This is a genomic window from Mesorhizobium sp. M0894 (assembly GCF_040319725.1).
GTDB lineage: Bacteria > Pseudomonadota > Alphaproteobacteria > Rhizobiales > Rhizobiaceae > Mesorhizobium.
Genome location: NZ_JAMYOG010000001.1, coordinates 416,131 through 430,931 on the forward strand (window position 1 = coordinate 416,131; position 14,801 = coordinate 430,931).

Below are 14,801 nucleotides of genomic sequence, written 5' to 3' on the forward strand. Positions count from 1 at the left end.
AATGGGTTTCAGTGGTTTCGATATCGCGCTTCTTGTTCTTGTCGCCCTTGTCGTGCTGGTGCTTTTCAAGGGCATCCGGACAATTCCGCAAGGCTATAATTATACCGTCGAACGCTTTGGCCGTTACACCAGGACATTGAGCCCGGGCCTCAACCTCATCGTGCCCTTCGTCGACCGTATCGGCGCCAAGATGAACATGATGGAGCAGGTGCTCGACGTTCCGACCCAGGAGATCATCACCCGCGACAACGCCACCGTGGCCGTCGACGGCGTTGCCTTCTATCAGGTGCTCAACGCGGCGCAGGCCGCCTACCAGGTCGCCGGCCTGCAGAACGCTATCCTCAATTTGACGATGACCAACATCCGCACCGTGATGGGCTCGATGGACCTCGACGAGCTGTTGTCGAACCGCGACGCCATCAACGAGCGCCTGCTGCGCGTCGTTGATGAGGCCGCGCACCCCTGGGGTATCAAGATCACCCGCGTCGAGATCAAGGACATCAACCCGCCGGCCAATCTCGTCGAATCGATGGGCCGCCAGATGATGGCCGAGCGCAACAAGCGCGCCCAGATCCTCGCCGCCGAAGGCCTCAAACAATCGCAGATCCTGGAGGCCGAGGGCCGCAAGGAAGCCGCCTTCCGCGATGCCGAGGCGCGCGAGCGCTCGGCCGAGGCTGAAGCACGCGCCACGCAGGTAGTGTCGGAGGCGATTTCCAAGGGTGACGTGCAGGCGCTCAACTACTTTGTCGCGCTGAAATACACCGAAGCGCTGACCAGGATCGGTGCAGCGACAAACAGCAAACTCGTGCTGATGCCGATAGAGGCTTCCTCACTGATCGGCACGCTCGGCGGCATTGGTGAAATCGCCAGGGAAGTTTTCAAGGGCGAAGGCACCGCCAGTCCAGCACGACAGGCCCGCCCGCCCGTGGTTCGTCCCAGCGAGACGTGAGGCCATGTTCGATCGCATCATTTCCGAACTCGGTCCGTGGAGCTGGATGGTCCTCGGCTTCGTCCTGCTGGTGATGGAGGTCGTCGCGCCGGGCATTTTCATGCTGTGGATCGGCATTGCCGCGCTGTTGATCGGCGTCGTCTCGCTGCTCATCTGGGACGCCGGTTTCTGGAGCTGGCAGGTCCAGGTCCTCGCCTTCCTCGCACTGTCGCTGGTCTCGGCCTATGTCGGCAAGCGGCTGGTGGGCGGGCGGCATGAGGAAACCGACCAGCCGCTGCTCAACCGGCGCGGCGCGCAGATGGTCGGCCGGACGGCGACCCTTGCCGAGCCGATCAAGGATGGGCGCGGCCGCATCAAGCTCGGCGACACGTTGTGGCGCGTCTCCGGCCCTGACCTGCCGGCCGGCACGCAGGTGCGCGTGACCGGTGCTGCCGACACCGATCTGGAACTGACGGTCGAGGCAGTCTAGAAGCCCGCTAGGCAGCACCGATGCGCAGCAGGTCGTGCAGATGGACGAGCCCGATCGGCCGCCTGCCTTCGACCACCATCAGGCTGGTAATGGCAGAATCGTTGATCGTCTGCAGCGCCGTCGCAACCAGTGTGTCGGGCGCCGCCATTTTTGGCTCTCTGGTCATCACCTGATCCACGCTCATGGCCAGAAGATCGCTGCCGATATGGCGCCTGATGTCGCCATCGGTGATGATGCCGATCAGCTTGCCGTCCGCCGAAGTGACCGCCACGCAGCCAAACCCCTTGCGCGACAATTCGAGGATCGCCTCGCGCATGCCGGTGCCGGACGACACCAGAGGCAGCCTGTCGCCGACATGCATGATCTCGCGGATCTGCGTCAGGTTGGCTCCGAGCTGGCCGCCGGGATGGAACGTGCGGAAATGGTCCGGGGTGAAGCCGCGCGCCTCGAGCAACGCGATGGCCAGCGCATCGCCCATCACCATTTGCAGCAGCGTCGAGGTCGTCGGCGCAAGGCCGTGCGGACAGGCTTCCGGGGCTCGCGGCAGCAGAAGCACCACGTCGGCCGCACGCGCCAGAGCCGATTTTTCGCCGGCGGTGACCGCGACCAGCGGGATCGAGAAGCGCCTGGAATAGGCGATGATGCCCTTGAGCTCGAGGCTTTCCCCCGACCACGACAGGGCGATGATGGCGTCGTTCCGAGCGATCATGCCGAGGTCGCCGTGATTGGCTTCGGCAGGGTGGACGAAGAAGGCCGGCGTGCCGGTCGAAGCGAGCGTTGCGGCGATCTTCGAGCCGATATGGCCGCTTTTGCCGACCCCGGTGACGATGACGCGGCCATCGATCTGCGACACCATGTCGACCGCCCGTGCGAACGGCTCGGCCAGCCCGTTTTCGAGCGCGTCTGCCAGTGCCGCGACGCCGGCCTGCTCTGTCGCCACCGTTCTCAGCGCCGAGGCAATCGCGGCCTGCTCGTCGAGCGGCTTCCTGTCTGGGGATTTCACGTCCATGGACGATGCGATTAGCGCTTCGGCGCGCGCCTGTCCAACGGAATTGCCGCCCAGAACACCTTGGCGGGCGATCCCTCAACGCTCCGTTAACCATCCCCATTTACGGTTTCGTAAGTATGGCGCGCGTGCGCCGCGCAAGCAGTGGTGCCGATGTCCGGGTTTCAGCCTCAAAACAAAATAGGACGAAAGGGCAACGCGGTTTGCGCTTTGCTGCTGGCAACCAGTGTCCTTGCGTTGTCGCGTCCGGCACTGCTTTGCGCCCAGGAAATCGAGCTGCGCGGTGAGGTTTCGGAATCGACAATCCTGGACGACCAGCAGTACAGGATCAGGCAGTTGGGCATGGCTGCTGCAACCGCCAACGACGATACGCCGCTGCCTACCTATCGTCCGGCCAGCCCGGGGGCCTTGCCTGACGACGGCACGGGCGAGGCGGCGGCCACAACCGGCGGCACTTTCGATCCACCAGCGGCCAGCGACGACCCGTTTGCCGACCCTGCTCCGCCGCCACGACGGCGGCCGAGCGCAACGCAACGCGCCGTCGAAGAAGGCAAGGCCAAAGATGAGGCCGTGGACAACAAGAAGAGCAAGAGAGGCGCCACTGCGACTGCAGCGACGCCGACGACCGACGACACCGACACCGCCGCCATAGACGAGCAGGATACGGCCAACCGCCGTGCGGTGACCATCGATTCCGCCGAAAGGCTCAAGCTCGACCCCGGCGCCGAGCGCACCGAAGCCATCGAAGGCCAGGACAAGAAGAACGAGGACGACCCGTTCGCCGCCACCGGCATCCAGCTCGGCTCCTTCGTGATCCGGCCGACGCTCGAGCAAGGCCTGACGTATTCAACAAACGCCGATTCGAGCAGCCTCGGCAAGCCGGCATTGCTGTCGGAAACGACGCTGCGCTTCAACGCCGTCTCCGACTGGCGGGAGAATTCGGCGACGATTGAGGGCTATGGCATCTTCCGCGAGACGTTGTCCGGCTATGACGTTCACGAGGCGCAAGGCCGCGTCGACGGCACGCTCAACATCGATCTCGACAATGATCTGCGCGCCATCGCCAAACTTGGCTACGAGGCCGTGCCCGAATCGGCCTCGGCGCCGGACGCCATCGTCGGCGCCGTTGGGCAGCCGGTGCGCCAGACCGTGAGCGGCAGCCTCGCCGTCGAGAAGGATGCGGGAAAGATGCGCTTCGCGCTGACCGGCGCGGTCGAGCACGACATCTTTGGTGACGCCAAGCTTTCGTCGGGGGGATCGCTGTCGCAGAAGGGCCGCGACTCGACGCTCTATACGGCCATTTTGCGCACCGGCTACGAGATCTCGCCTGCCATCACTCCGTTCACCGAAATCGAGGTCGGCCGGCGCGCTTATGATTTGCGCGTCGATCCAAACGGCTTCCAGCGCTCCTCGACGCGGCTTGGCGCACGGGCCGGCGTCGAGCTCGATCTCCGCGAGAAGCTTACCGGCGAGTTCTCGGTCGGCTGGCTGCGCGAAGCTATCGACGACAACGCCCTGCCGGCGATTTCGGGCGCGACGGTTAATGCCGATCTCAAATGGTCGCCGGAACGCGGCACCACGATCGGCCTCACCGCACAGACGACCGCCGAGAACACGACGAACGCGGGCGAAAGCGGCGACATGCTCTATTCCGGCAGCCTCACCGGCGAGCGGCAAATCCGCGCCAACCTGACCGGAAATGCCGCTCTCGGCGTTGAATGGCGCGACTATACCGGCTCCGACGATCATGATTTGACGCTGAGCGCCGAGGCTGGGCTGACATGGTGGCTGAACCGCTATGCCGGGCTCACCACCCGCGTCAGGACTGAAAAACTGACCAGCAACCTGGTTGGACGCGACTACACGGCCAACAGTATCTTCGTCGGCTTGAAGTTGCAGCGCTAATGCATGTCGCGCAAAAGTGTGCAGCGGTTTTGCGATAACGACATGCATAAAACAAGAACCTAAAGCGCATGGCATAAGACTGGTCGAATGCGGCGCGCTTTAGCCAGTCAGCGCGAACCGGTGTTGAAGCTAGAAGGCTACGCCGCGGCGTTCTGACGGCGCGAGTTCGTCGAGAAGTGTGCGAATGACACCGGCCATGCTTGCATTCATGTCGCTGCGCCACAGTGCGAAGGCAACATTGGCCTCGACGAAGCCTTCGGGCGAGCCGCAGTCGAACGTCCGCCCGCGGTAGTGGTAGCCGTAGAAGGGCTGTTGCTTCTGCAGCTTCAGCATTGCATCGGTGAGCTGGATCTCGTTGCCGGCGCCTTTTTCCTGGCCTTCGAGTATCTTGAATATCTCCGGCTGCAGGATATAGCGCCCGTTGATGAAGAGATTCGACGGCGCGGTGCCGGTCTTCGGCTTTTCCACCATGCCGGTGATGCTGAAACCGTGATGGGCGTCCTCGCCCCGGCCGACAATGCCGTATTTATGCGCCTCGGCGGGATCGCATTCCTGCACGGCGACGATGTTGTTGCCGGTCTCGGCGTAAAGCTCGACCATGTCCTTCATGCAGCTTTTTTCCGACTGCATGATCATGTCGGGCAACAGCAGCGCAAAGGGCTCGTCGCCGACAAGCTCGCGCGCGCACCAGACGGCGTGGCCAAGGCCGAGCGGCACCTGCTGGCGGGTGAAGCTGGTCTGCCCCGGCGCCGGCTGCAGCCGCTGCAAGCGGGCGAGCTGATCATCCTTGCCGCGCTGCGCAAGCGTGTCGTAGAGCTCGAACTGGACATCGAAGTGATCCTCGATAACCGCCTTGTTGCGGCCGGTCACGAAGATGAAATGCTCGATCCCGGCTTCGCGCGCCTCATCGACCACATACTGGATGACCGGCCTGTCGACGACCGTCAGCATTTCCTTGGGAATGGCCTTGGTGGCGGGGAGAAAGCGCGTGCCGAGACCGGCAACCGGGAATACTGCCTTGCGAACTCTCTTCATGTGCCAATTATCCATTTGCATGCCGGTTCGGCAATCCCGATTCGAGACATTTTCATGCCGAAATCGAGCATTACTGAACGACGGGACAGAAATCTCAGCTGGTAAAGCGTCGACGCATCTTTTCATCCCGGACGGCACCTATGGTAAACCAAATGCTAACCGGGTTCGGCGATGAATAGTCTTCCTGAGATAAAGAAGGAGGAAAAGATGTCCGTTCGCAACGTCGCAAGGCGCTTCACCAGCGTCCTGACGGCCGCCAGCCTCTCGCTTGCCTTGCTCATGCCCAGCGGGCCGGCTTTTGCCGATGCCGGCTTCCGCCAATGGGTCGCCAGCTTCCGTGCTACCGCCGTGGCGAGCGGCGTTTCCGGCTCCGTCTACGACCAGGCATTCAAGGGCATCAGCGATGCTGATCCGATGGTGCTGGAAAAGGCCCGTACTCAACCCGAATTCACCGCACCCGCCTGGGATTATTTCGACAACCGCGTCCATGACCAGTCGGTCGCCGTCGGCCAGCAGATGGCAAGGAAATGGAAGCCGTGGCTGGACAGGATCGAGGCAAGATACGGCGTCGACCGCTACATCCTGCTGGCCATCTGGTCGATGGAGTCGAACTACGGCGAAACCCTCAAGCGCGATGACATCATGCGCAATGTCGTGCGCTCGCTGGCGACGCTTGGTTATGCCGACCCGAAGCGCGCGAAATTTGCCCGCACCCAGCTGATCGCGGCGCTGAAGATCCTGCAGACCGGCGACATCGACGAAAGCCATCTCAGCGGCTCTTGGGCCGGCGCGATGGGTCATACCCAGTTCATCCCCACCAGCTACCTGTCCTATGCGGTCGATATGGACGGCAACGGCAAGCGCGACATCTGGAATTCGATTCCCGACGCACTGGCGACAGCCGCCAATTTGCTGAGGAAGAACGGCTGGCAGGCAGGCAAGACCTGGGGTTATGAGGTCAGCCTTCCGGACGGCAAGAAGCTGCCCGGGGGCTCGAAGTCGCTGTCGCAATGGCAGGCGCTTGGCGTCACCCGTGCCAACGGCAAGCCATTCAAGAACGGTGGGGACAAGGCGACGTTGAAGCTGCCCGGTGGCCGGGGCGGGCCGGCTTTCCTGATGATCAAGAATTTCTCGGTCATCAAGCGCTACAACAATGCCGACAAATATGCGCTCGCCGTGGGCCTTCTTGCCGACGAAATCGCCGGCTATGGCGGGCTTGTGCAGGACTGGAAGCGACCGTTTACCAAGCTCTCCTTCGAGGAAAGGCAGGAGCTTCAGAAGCGACTTTCCGAGCACGGCTATTACGACGGCAAGTTCGATGGCAAGATCGGTGACGGATCGAAAACCGCCATCATGGCCTTCCAGGCAAAGGCCGGCTTGACCCAGGACGGGTATCCGAGCAAGGAAGTGCTCAAATGGCTCAGGCAAAACTAGAGCCGGTTACGGGATGGAGAGGGTGATTGGTTTCGGCTGCGCGCATCCGGTTGATCGTTCGTCGCGTGCCGATCCTCGTTCTGGCGATCGTCGTTCTGGCAGTCGGCGCGGCCAGCGCCTTTCATACCTCAGCCATGGCGCAGGAGCCGGAAAGTCGTGGCTGGTCGCTGCGCGACCTGTTGTTTCCGCGCAGAAGCGAGCGGTTTGAGCAGCCGCCGCCCGAATTCCCGAGAGAATTCCAGAGAACAAAGCCCAGACCCAAGCTGAGGAACCCCCGGTCCGTTCGCCGGCCGGCGCCGGCCGAGCCGACAACCCCGGTGGCCGAGAAGGCGCCCGATGCGCGCGTCGTTCTGGTGGTCGGCGATTTCATGGCGTCTGGACTGGCTGAGGGGCTCGACGCCGCCTTTGCCGAAAACACCGGCGTCAGGATTGTCGTCCGCGCCAACGGCTCGTCCGGCTTCGTGCGCGACGATGTCTACAACTGGCCCGAACAGGTCAAGTCGCTGATCGCTGCCGAAAAACCGGCAGCCGTCGTCGTCATGCTCGGATCGAACGACCGTCAGCAGATGCGCGTCGGCGATGTGCGTGAGCAGCCGCGATCCGAAAACTGGACCAAGGAGTACGAGCGCCGGACCGAAGCGCTCGGCAAAGCCATCGCTTCAGCCAAGGTGCCGTATCTGTGGGTTGGAATGCCGGCCTTCCGGGTCTCGAAAATGACCTCCGACATGCTGGCCTTCAACGACATCTACCGCTCGTCCGCCGAAAGCCACGGCGGCGAATTCGTCGATGTCTGGGACGGGTTCGTCGACGAGAACGGCGCCTTTATCACCAGCGGACCGGACATAAACGGCCAATCGGTGCGCCTGCGCTCCGACGACGGCATCAACATGTCGAAGGCCGGCAGGCGCAAGCTCGCCTTCTACACCGAAAAGCCGCTGATGAAGATCCTTGGGCTGGCCGCTCCGGGAAGCGTGGTCACAGCTTCTGCCCCGGCCGGCGCTCCCGTCGAGGCGCCGGCACCTGCTGCCGCACCGATAGCCGCCGATCGCACTGTGCCGATGCTGCTCAGCGATCCGGCGCTGGACGGCGGCTCGGAACTTCTCGGCGCCGCCCCGCCGGCAAAGGCGGACAAGAATTTGCCCGGCGAAAAGCTGATCGTCGAGGGCAAGGCGACCGACGCCTCGCCCGGCCGCGCCGACGATTTCTCGTGGCCGCCCAAGATACAACCTGCGACTGCGGCTGCTGCATCCGACACGACGACGGCGATCCGGCAGTAAAACTGGCGACTCTTTCTGTAGAGTTTCGGAACGGACTCAGCGCGGCAGCACGCTCGATCCCATCAGAGACTCATCGATGGCGCGCGCCGCCTGGCGGCCCTCGCGGATTGCCCAGACGACCAGCGACTGGCCGCGCCGCACGTCGCCAGCCGCATAGAGCCTTTCGACGCTGGTTCTGTAATCGCGGTCATTGGCCTCGACGTTCTTCGAACGGCGGCTGTCGGTGACGATCGTCATCTGCCCGTCGAGTTCCGACACCGGCCCTCGAGCGGCTGGCCCGGCAAAGCCGATGGCGATGAACGCGAGATCGGCGCGGATGACGAATTCGGTGCCGGCGATCGGCTTGCGCTTTTCGTCGACCTCGCAGCATTTGACCCCGGTCAGCTGGCCGTCTTCGCCGATGAATTCAAGCGTCGCCACCTGGAATTCGCGCTCGGCGCCTTCGGCCTGCGAGGACGAGGTGCGCATCTTGGTCGCCCAGTAGGGCCAGACCGATAGCTTGTCTTCCTTTTCCGGCGGCTGCGGCCGGATGTCGAGCTGGGTGACGCGCACCGCGCCCTGGCGGAAGGCGGTACCGACGCAGTCGGAGGCAGTGTCGCCGCCGCCGACGACGACGACATGCTGGCCGCCGGCGACGATCGGGCGCGACGGCCATGCCACCGACTGGATCGGCTCGCCGCCGATGCGCTTGTTCTGCTGCACCAGATACGGCATCGCGTCGTGCACGCCGTCGAGATCGTCGCCCGGGATGTTGGCCGGGCGCGGCGTTTCGGAACCGCCGCAATAGAGCACCGCGTCGTATTCGGCGAGCAGTTCGGCGACCGGCTTGTCGACGCCGACATTGACGCCACAATGGAAGCTGACGCCCTCGCCCTGCATCTGCTCGATGCGCCGGTCGATATAATGCTTCTCGATCTTGAAATCGGGGATGCCGTAACGCATCAGCCCGCCCGGCCGGCTCTCGCGCTCATAGACGTGAACGTCATGGCCGGCGCGGCCAAGTTGCTGGGCGGCCGCCATGCCGGCCGGCCCCGAGCCGATGATCGCGACGCGCTTGCCGGTCTTCCGTTCCGGCGGATAGGGCCGGATATGGCCGGTTTCGTAGGCTTTGTCGGCAATCGCCTGCTCGATCGTCTTGATGGCGACCGGAATGTCCTCGAGGTTCAGCGTGCAGGCTTCCTCGCAAGGTGCCGGACAGATGCGGCCGGTGAATTCCGGAAAATTGTTGGTCGAATGCAGGTTGCGGATCGCGTTGTCCCAGTCGCCATTGTAGACGAGGTCGTTCCAGTCCGGGATCTGGTTGTGGATCGGGCAGCCGGTCGGTCCATGGCAATACGGAATGCCGCAATCCATGCAGCGCGCCGCCTGTTTCTCGACCTCCTTATCCGACATCGGCAGCGTGAACTCGCGGAAATGCCGGATGCGGTCGGAAGCCGGCTGGTACTTGTGCACCTGCCGATCGATCTCGAGAAACCCTGTTACCTTGCCCATAGTCCAGTCCCTGCTGTCCGGAAGGCACGCCTGGCGACGCACCCGTTAACCTCATAAGGCAGCCGTGGCAACCTTCAGTCCGAGGTCAGGATTGTTGATGAAGATGGTTGCCGGGACGCATGGCTTCCCGGCAATTTCCAAATCTATTCCGCCGCCACGTTCATGCGCATACGTTCCATCTCGATCAGCGCGCGGCGGTATTCGACCGGCATGATCTTCCGGAATTTCGGCCGGAAAATCGCCCAATCGTCGAGGATTTCGCGACCTCGTACCGAGCCCGTGTAGTGGACGTGGTTGGAGATCAACTGGTAGAGCCGCTCCTCGTCATGGCTGGTCATATCGCCGGATACGTCGACACGGCCCTTGTGGTCGAGATCGCCGCCATGGTGGAGCAGCTTTTCCATCAGGTCGTCCTCTTCCGGAACCGGCTCCAGCTCGACCATCGCCATGTTGCAGCGTTCGGCGAAATCGCCCGCCTCGTCGAGCACATAGGCGACGCCGCCCGACATGCCGGCGGCGAAGTTGCGACCGGTCTGGCCGATGACGACGACGATACCGCCGGTCATGTATTCGCAACCATGGTCGCCGACGCCTTCAACGACGGCGGCGACGCCCGAATTGCGCACGGCAAAACGCTCGCCGGCGACGCCGCAGAAATAGGCCTCGCCCTCGGTCGCGCCGTAGAGCACGGTATTGCCGACAATAATGGACTCGGCAGCAACGATCTTCGTATTCTCCGGCGGACGGATGACGATGCGGCCGCCCGACAGGCCCTTGCCGACATAGTCGTTGGCCGCGCCTACCAGTTCGAACGAGACGCCGCGCGCCAGGAAGGCGGCGAAGGACTGGCCGGCCGTGCCGGTGAGCTTGACCGAGATCGTGTCCTCCCGCAGGCCCTTGTGCTTGAAGCGCTTTGCCACTTCACCCGACAGCATGGCGCCGGTCGAACGGTCGACGTTGCGGATCGGCAGTTCGATGCTGACTGGCTGCCTGGCTTCGAGCGCCGGCTTTGCCAGTTCGATCAGCTTGCGGTCGAGCACGTCGTCGATCGGATGCTTCTGCCGCTCGGTCCAGTGCACCGCCTCGTGCGGCGCATCCGGCTTGTAGAACATCTTGCTGAAGTCGAGCCCGCGCGCCTTCCAGTGCTGGATCAGCTCGCGCTTTTCCAGAAGGTCGGTGTCGCCGATGATCTGGTCGAGATGGGTGTAGCCCATCTCGGCGAGCAGCGCCCGCACCTCTTCCGCCACATAGAAGAAGAAGTTGATGACGTGCTCGGGCGTGCCCTTGAAGCGCTTGCGCAGTACCGGGTCCTGCGTCGCGACGCCGACCGGGCAGGTGTTGAGATGGCACTTGCGCATCATGATGCAGCCGGCCGCGATCAACGGCGCGGTCGAGAAACCGAACTCGTCGGCGCCGAGCAGCGCGCCGATGACAACGTCCCGCCCGGTGCGCAGGCCGCCATCGACCTGCAGCGCGACGCGCGACCTGAGGCCGTTGAGCACCAGCGTCTGGTGCGTCTCGGCAAGGCCCATTTCCCACGGACTGCCGGCATGCTTGAGCGAGGTCAGCGGTGAAGCGCCAGTGCCGCCGTCATAGCCTGATATGGTGATGTGATCGGCACGCGCCTTGGCGACGCCGGCCGCAACCGTGCCGACACCGACTTCCGACACCAGCTTGACCGATACGTCCGCCGCCGGATTGACGTTCTTTAGGTCGTAGATGAGCTGCGCCAGATCCTCGATCGAATAGATATCGTGATGCGGCGGCGGCGAGATCAGGCCGACGCCCGGCGTCGAATGCCTGACTTTGGCGATGGTCGCGTCGACCTTGTGGCCCGGCAACTGGCCGCCCTCGCCGGGCTTTGCCCCTTGCGCGACCTTGATCTGCATCATGTCGGAATTGACAAGATACTCCGCCGTGACGCCAAAGCGTCCCGAGGCGACCTGCTTGATCGCCGAGCGTTCGGGGTTCTTGCCGCCGCCCGGCAGTGGCAGATAGCGGTCGGCCTCTTCGCCGCCCTCGCCGGTGTTCGACTTGCCGCCGATGGCGTTCATGGCGCGCGCCAGCGTCGTGTGCGCTTCCCTGGAGATCGAGCCGAAGGACATCGCCCCGGTCGAGAACCGCTTGACGATGTCGGCCGCCGGCATGACCTCGTCGAGCGAAACCTTCTTGCGCCCAGTTTCTTCCGCGAGCCTGATCTTGAACAGGCCGCGAATGGTCTGGGCACGGGCCGTCTCGCTGTCGATCTGGGCGGAATAGTCCTTGAACGTTTCCCACGAGCCCTGGCGCACGGCGTGCTGCAAGGTGGCCACCGCATCCGGCGACCAGATGTGTGCTTCACCGCGCATGCGGAACACGTATTCGCCGCCCACCTCGAGGCTGTTGCGCAGCACCGGGTCGTTGCCGAAACCATCGGTATGGCGGCTGAGCGTCTCGGCCGCGATCTCGTCCAGTCCGACGCCCTCGATCAGTGTCGCGGTGCCGGTGAAGTATTGCTGCACGAAATCGGTCTTCAGCCCGATGGCGTCGAAGATCTGCGCGCCGCAATAGGACTGGTAGGTCGAGATGCCCATCTTGGACATCACCTTGAGGATGCCCTTGCCGATCGACTTGATGTAGCGGGAGACCACTTCGTAGGCGTCCACCTCTTTCGGCAGTTCGCCACGCTTGTGCATATCGAGCAGCGTGTCGAAGGCAAGATAAGGGTTGATCGCCTCGGCGCCATAGCCGGCAAGGCAGCAGAAATGATGCACTTCGCGCGGCTCGCCGGATTCCACGACCAGCCCGACCGAAGTGCGCAATCCCTTGCGGATCAGGTGGTGGTGCACCGCGGCTGTCGCCAGAAGCGCCGGGATGGCGATCCGGTCCGGCCCGACCTGGCGGTCGGACAGGATGATGATGTTGTAGCCGCCGGCGACCGCCGCCTCCGCCCGCTCACACAAGCGGTCGATGGCACCCTGCATGCCCGCTGCGCCCTCGTTCGAGCCATAGGTAATGTCGATCGTCTTGGTGTCGAACCGGTCCTCGGTGTGGCCGATGGAGCGGATCTTTTCGAGATCGCCATTGGTCAGGATCGGCTGGCGCACCTCGAGCCGCTTGCGGCGCGAATTGCCAACCAGGTCGAAGATGTTGGGCCGCGGCCCGATGAAGGACACCAGGCTCATCACCAACTCCTCGCGGATTGGGTCGATCGGCGGGTTGGTGACCTGAGCAAAGTTCTGCTTGAAATAGGTGTAGAGCAGCTTCGACTTGTCCGACATCGCCGAGATCGGCGTGTCGGTGCCCATCGATCCCACGGCTTCCTGGCCGGTGGTCGCCATCGGCGACATCAACAGCTTGGTGTCTTCCTGGCTGTAGCCGAACGCCTGCTGGCGATCGAGCAGGCTGACATCCCTGCGCAATTCGCGCGGCTCGACCGGCTTCAGGTCTTCGAGGATGAGCTGCGTGTTGGCAAGCCAGCTCTTGTACGGATGCCTGGTCGCAATCTCCGACTTGAGCTCCTCGTCAGAGACGATGCGGCCCTTCTCGAGGTCGATCAGAAGCATACGGCCGGGCTGCAGCCGCCACTTCTTGACAATCCTCTCCTCCGGCACCGGCAGCACGCCGGCTTCCGAGGCCATGATGACGCGGTCATCGTCGGTGACGATGTAGCGTGCCGGGCGCAGACCGTTGCGGTCGAGCGTGGCGCCGATCTGGCGGCCGTCGGTAAAGACCACCGCCGCCGGTCCGTCCCACGGCTCCATCAGCGCGGCATGGTATTCATAGAAAGCCTTGCGGTCGGCATCCATGAGCTTGTTGCCGGCCCAGGCTTCCGGGATCAGCATCATCATGGCGTGGCTGAGGCTGTACCCGCCCTGGAACAGGAACTCGAGCGCATTGTCGAAGCAGGCGGTGTCTGACTGGCCGTCGTAGGAGATTGGCCAAAGCTTCGAGATGTTGTTGCCGAACAGTTCGGAATCGACGGACGCCTGTCGCGCCGCCATCCAGTTGTTGTTGCCGCGCACGGTGTTGATCTCGCCATTGTGTGCGACCATGCGGTAGGGATGCGCCAGCTTCCACGACGGGAACGTGTTGGTCGAGAAGCGCTGGTGGACCAGGATCAGCGCGGTTTCGAAGCGCGGATCGGTGAGGTCCTTGTAATAGGCGCCGACCTGGTAGGCCAGGAACATGCCCTTGTAGACGATGGTGCGCGCCGACAGCGACACGCAGTAGGAACCGATGTCCTTGTTGTCGTTCTCGGCGTAGATGCGGCCCGATATCACCTTGCGCAACAGATAGAGCCTGGCCTCGTACTCCTCGTCGTCAAGAATGTCGGCTGTACGGCCGATGAATATCTGACGATGGAACGGCTCGGACGCCACGATATCAGGCGCCGTCGACAAGGACGAATTGTCGACGGGCACATCACGGAAACCGATGAGCGGAAGCCCCTCGGACTGCGCCGATTCGGCAATGATGTCCTCGATGTGAGCACGAAGTGCTGCATCCTGCGGCATGAACCAGTGTCCGACACCGTACTGACCGGCCGGCGGCAGTTCGATGCCCTGGGCTGCCATCTCTTCGCGGAAGAAACGGTCTGGAAGCTGCACCAGCACGCCGGCGCCATCGCCGGCCAGCGGATCGGCGCCGACGGCCCCGCGATGCGTCAGGTTTTCGAGCACGGCAAGGCCGTCAGTGACGATCTGATGCGACTTCACGCCCTTCATGTTGACGATGAAGCCGACGCCGCAGGCATCATGCTCGTTGCGCGGATCATAGAGGCCGTGCGCGGCATAGCCGGTGTTGGTTCGCCCAATATTGGTCAGGGACGGATTTTTGACGACTGCCGCTTTCGTCTGCGCGGCCTTCGTCGCAGATGGCGTCATGTCCGTCATCGTCCTGTCCTCCGTTCCGTCCCTTTCGGGCGCTGGTTTCCGTCGGGAAGCGCGTGGCTCCCCTTTCAATCTTGCGGCACGTCTGGCGAAATTCTTGCCGACCGTGCGGCTTTCCGCATGGTTCGCATATGGTATTCGTACAGGCCAGAGCCAGGCTGTCTAGCTGTCGCTCGCGGCAATGGCCGTAGAGGCGCAATCATATGCCAATGCGGCCAGTTTTGTGCGACAAAATAAGACAGCACTACTGTCCTAAATTTTTATGACAGAAATCTTGAGCGCATACAAGACCGATTCACAAAATTATTGGAACGTTGGCGACAGAAAATTGCGCGGAACGCGGCGACAGCGTAACCTTCAGTCG

9 protein-coding genes are annotated in these 14,801 nt (G+C 63.1%); 5 read left to right on the plus strand and 4 right to left on the minus strand.

Annotated features, from left to right (window positions below; all coding sequences use genetic code 11):
- Position 1: 1 nt before the first annotated feature.
- Positions 2 to 949: an SPFH domain-containing protein gene (locus NKH91_RS02060; RefSeq protein ID WP_352845580.1), complete on the plus strand. Its 948-nt coding sequence runs from the start codon at positions 2 to 4 to the stop codon at positions 947 to 949.
- 4 nt (positions 950 to 953) lie between these two features.
- A complete protein-coding gene (locus NKH91_RS02065; protein WP_023719097.1) occupies positions 954 to 1,418 on the plus strand; it encodes an NfeD family protein in 465 nt (154 codons plus the stop codon).
- A gap of 7 nt (positions 1,419 to 1,425) precedes the next feature.
- Here the strand turns inward: NKH91_RS02065 and NKH91_RS02070 are convergent, their stop codons facing one another.
- Positions 1,426 to 2,427, minus strand: a complete 1,002-nt coding sequence (locus NKH91_RS02070; RefSeq protein WP_023719096.1) for a KpsF/GutQ family sugar-phosphate isomerase — start codon at positions 2,425 to 2,427, stop codon at positions 1,426 to 1,428.
- Positions 2,428 to 2,577: 150 nt separating this feature from the next.
- Here NKH91_RS02070 and NKH91_RS02075 point away from each other — a divergent pair, with 150 nt between their 5' ends.
- Positions 2,578 to 4,329 carry an outer membrane beta-barrel protein gene (locus NKH91_RS02075; RefSeq protein ID WP_352845579.1) on the plus strand — a complete coding sequence of 584 codons (1,752 nt, stop codon included), beginning with the start codon at positions 2,578 to 2,580 and terminating at the stop codon, positions 4,327 to 4,329.
- A gap of 129 nt (positions 4,330 to 4,458) precedes the next feature.
- Here the strand turns inward: NKH91_RS02075 and galU are convergent, their stop codons facing one another.
- Positions 4,459 to 5,364: a UTP--glucose-1-phosphate uridylyltransferase GalU gene (gene galU / locus NKH91_RS02080; RefSeq protein WP_023719094.1), complete on the minus strand. Its 906-nt coding sequence runs from the start codon at positions 5,362 to 5,364 to the stop codon at positions 4,459 to 4,461.
- Positions 5,365 to 5,571: 207 nt separating this feature from the next.
- Here galU and NKH91_RS02085 point away from each other — a divergent pair, with 207 nt between their 5' ends.
- Together NKH91_RS02085 and NKH91_RS02090 are read left to right on the plus strand one after the other, a co-directional pair.
- A complete protein-coding gene (locus tag NKH91_RS02085) occupies positions 5,572 to 6,798 on the plus strand; it encodes a lytic murein transglycosylase (RefSeq protein ID WP_023719093.1) in 1,227 nt (408 codons plus the stop codon).
- 26 nt (positions 6,799 to 6,824) lie between these two features.
- Positions 6,825 to 8,075 (plus strand): SGNH/GDSL hydrolase family protein, encoded by a 1,251-nt coding sequence (locus tag NKH91_RS02090; RefSeq protein ID WP_352950945.1) that lies wholly within the window; start codon positions 6,825 to 6,827, stop codon positions 8,073 to 8,075.
- 36 nt (positions 8,076 to 8,111) lie between these two features.
- On the opposite strand, the gene NKH91_RS02095 is transcribed toward NKH91_RS02090, so the two are convergent.
- Both NKH91_RS02095 and gltB read right to left on the minus strand, forming a co-directional pair.
- The gene (locus NKH91_RS02095; protein ID WP_023719091.1) at positions 8,112 to 9,566 is read right to left on the minus strand and encodes a glutamate synthase subunit beta; all 1,455 of its coding nucleotides are present in this window, start codon (positions 9,564 to 9,566) and stop codon (positions 8,112 to 8,114) included.
- Positions 9,567 to 9,709: 143 nt separating this feature from the next.
- Entirely contained in the window at positions 9,710 to 14,440 is a 4,731-nt protein-coding gene (gene gltB / locus NKH91_RS02100; RefSeq protein ID WP_352845576.1) for a glutamate synthase large subunit, read from the minus strand.
- Positions 14,441 to 14,801 lie beyond the last annotated feature (361 nt).

Bases quoted from the DNA above. Each gene is read 5' to 3' on its own strand.
- NKH91_RS02060 (WP_352845580.1), top strand. From the start codon at position 2: ATGGGTTTCAGTGGTTTCGATATCGCGCTTCTTGTTCTTGTCGCCCTT.
- NKH91_RS02065 (WP_023719097.1), top strand. From the start codon at position 954: ATGTTCGATCGCATCATTTCCGAACTCGGTCCGTGGAGCTGGATGGTC.
- NKH91_RS02070 (WP_023719096.1), bottom strand. From the start codon at position 2,427: ATGGACGTGAAATCCCCAGACAGGAAGCCGCTCGACGAGCAGGCCGCG.
- NKH91_RS02075 (WP_352845579.1), top strand. From the start codon at position 2,578: ATGTCCGGGTTTCAGCCTCAAAACAAAATAGGACGAAAGGGCAACGCG.
- galU (WP_023719094.1), bottom strand. From the start codon at position 5,364: ATGAAGAGAGTTCGCAAGGCAGTATTCCCGGTTGCCGGTCTCGGCACG.
- NKH91_RS02085 (WP_023719093.1), top strand. From the start codon at position 5,572: ATGTCCGTTCGCAACGTCGCAAGGCGCTTCACCAGCGTCCTGACGGCC.
- NKH91_RS02095 (WP_023719091.1), bottom strand. From the start codon at position 9,566: ATGGGCAAGGTAACAGGGTTTCTCGAGATCGATCGGCAGGTGCACAAG.
- gltB (WP_352845576.1), bottom strand. From the start codon at position 14,440: ATGACGGACATGACGCCATCTGCGACGAAGGCCGCGCAGACGAAAGCG.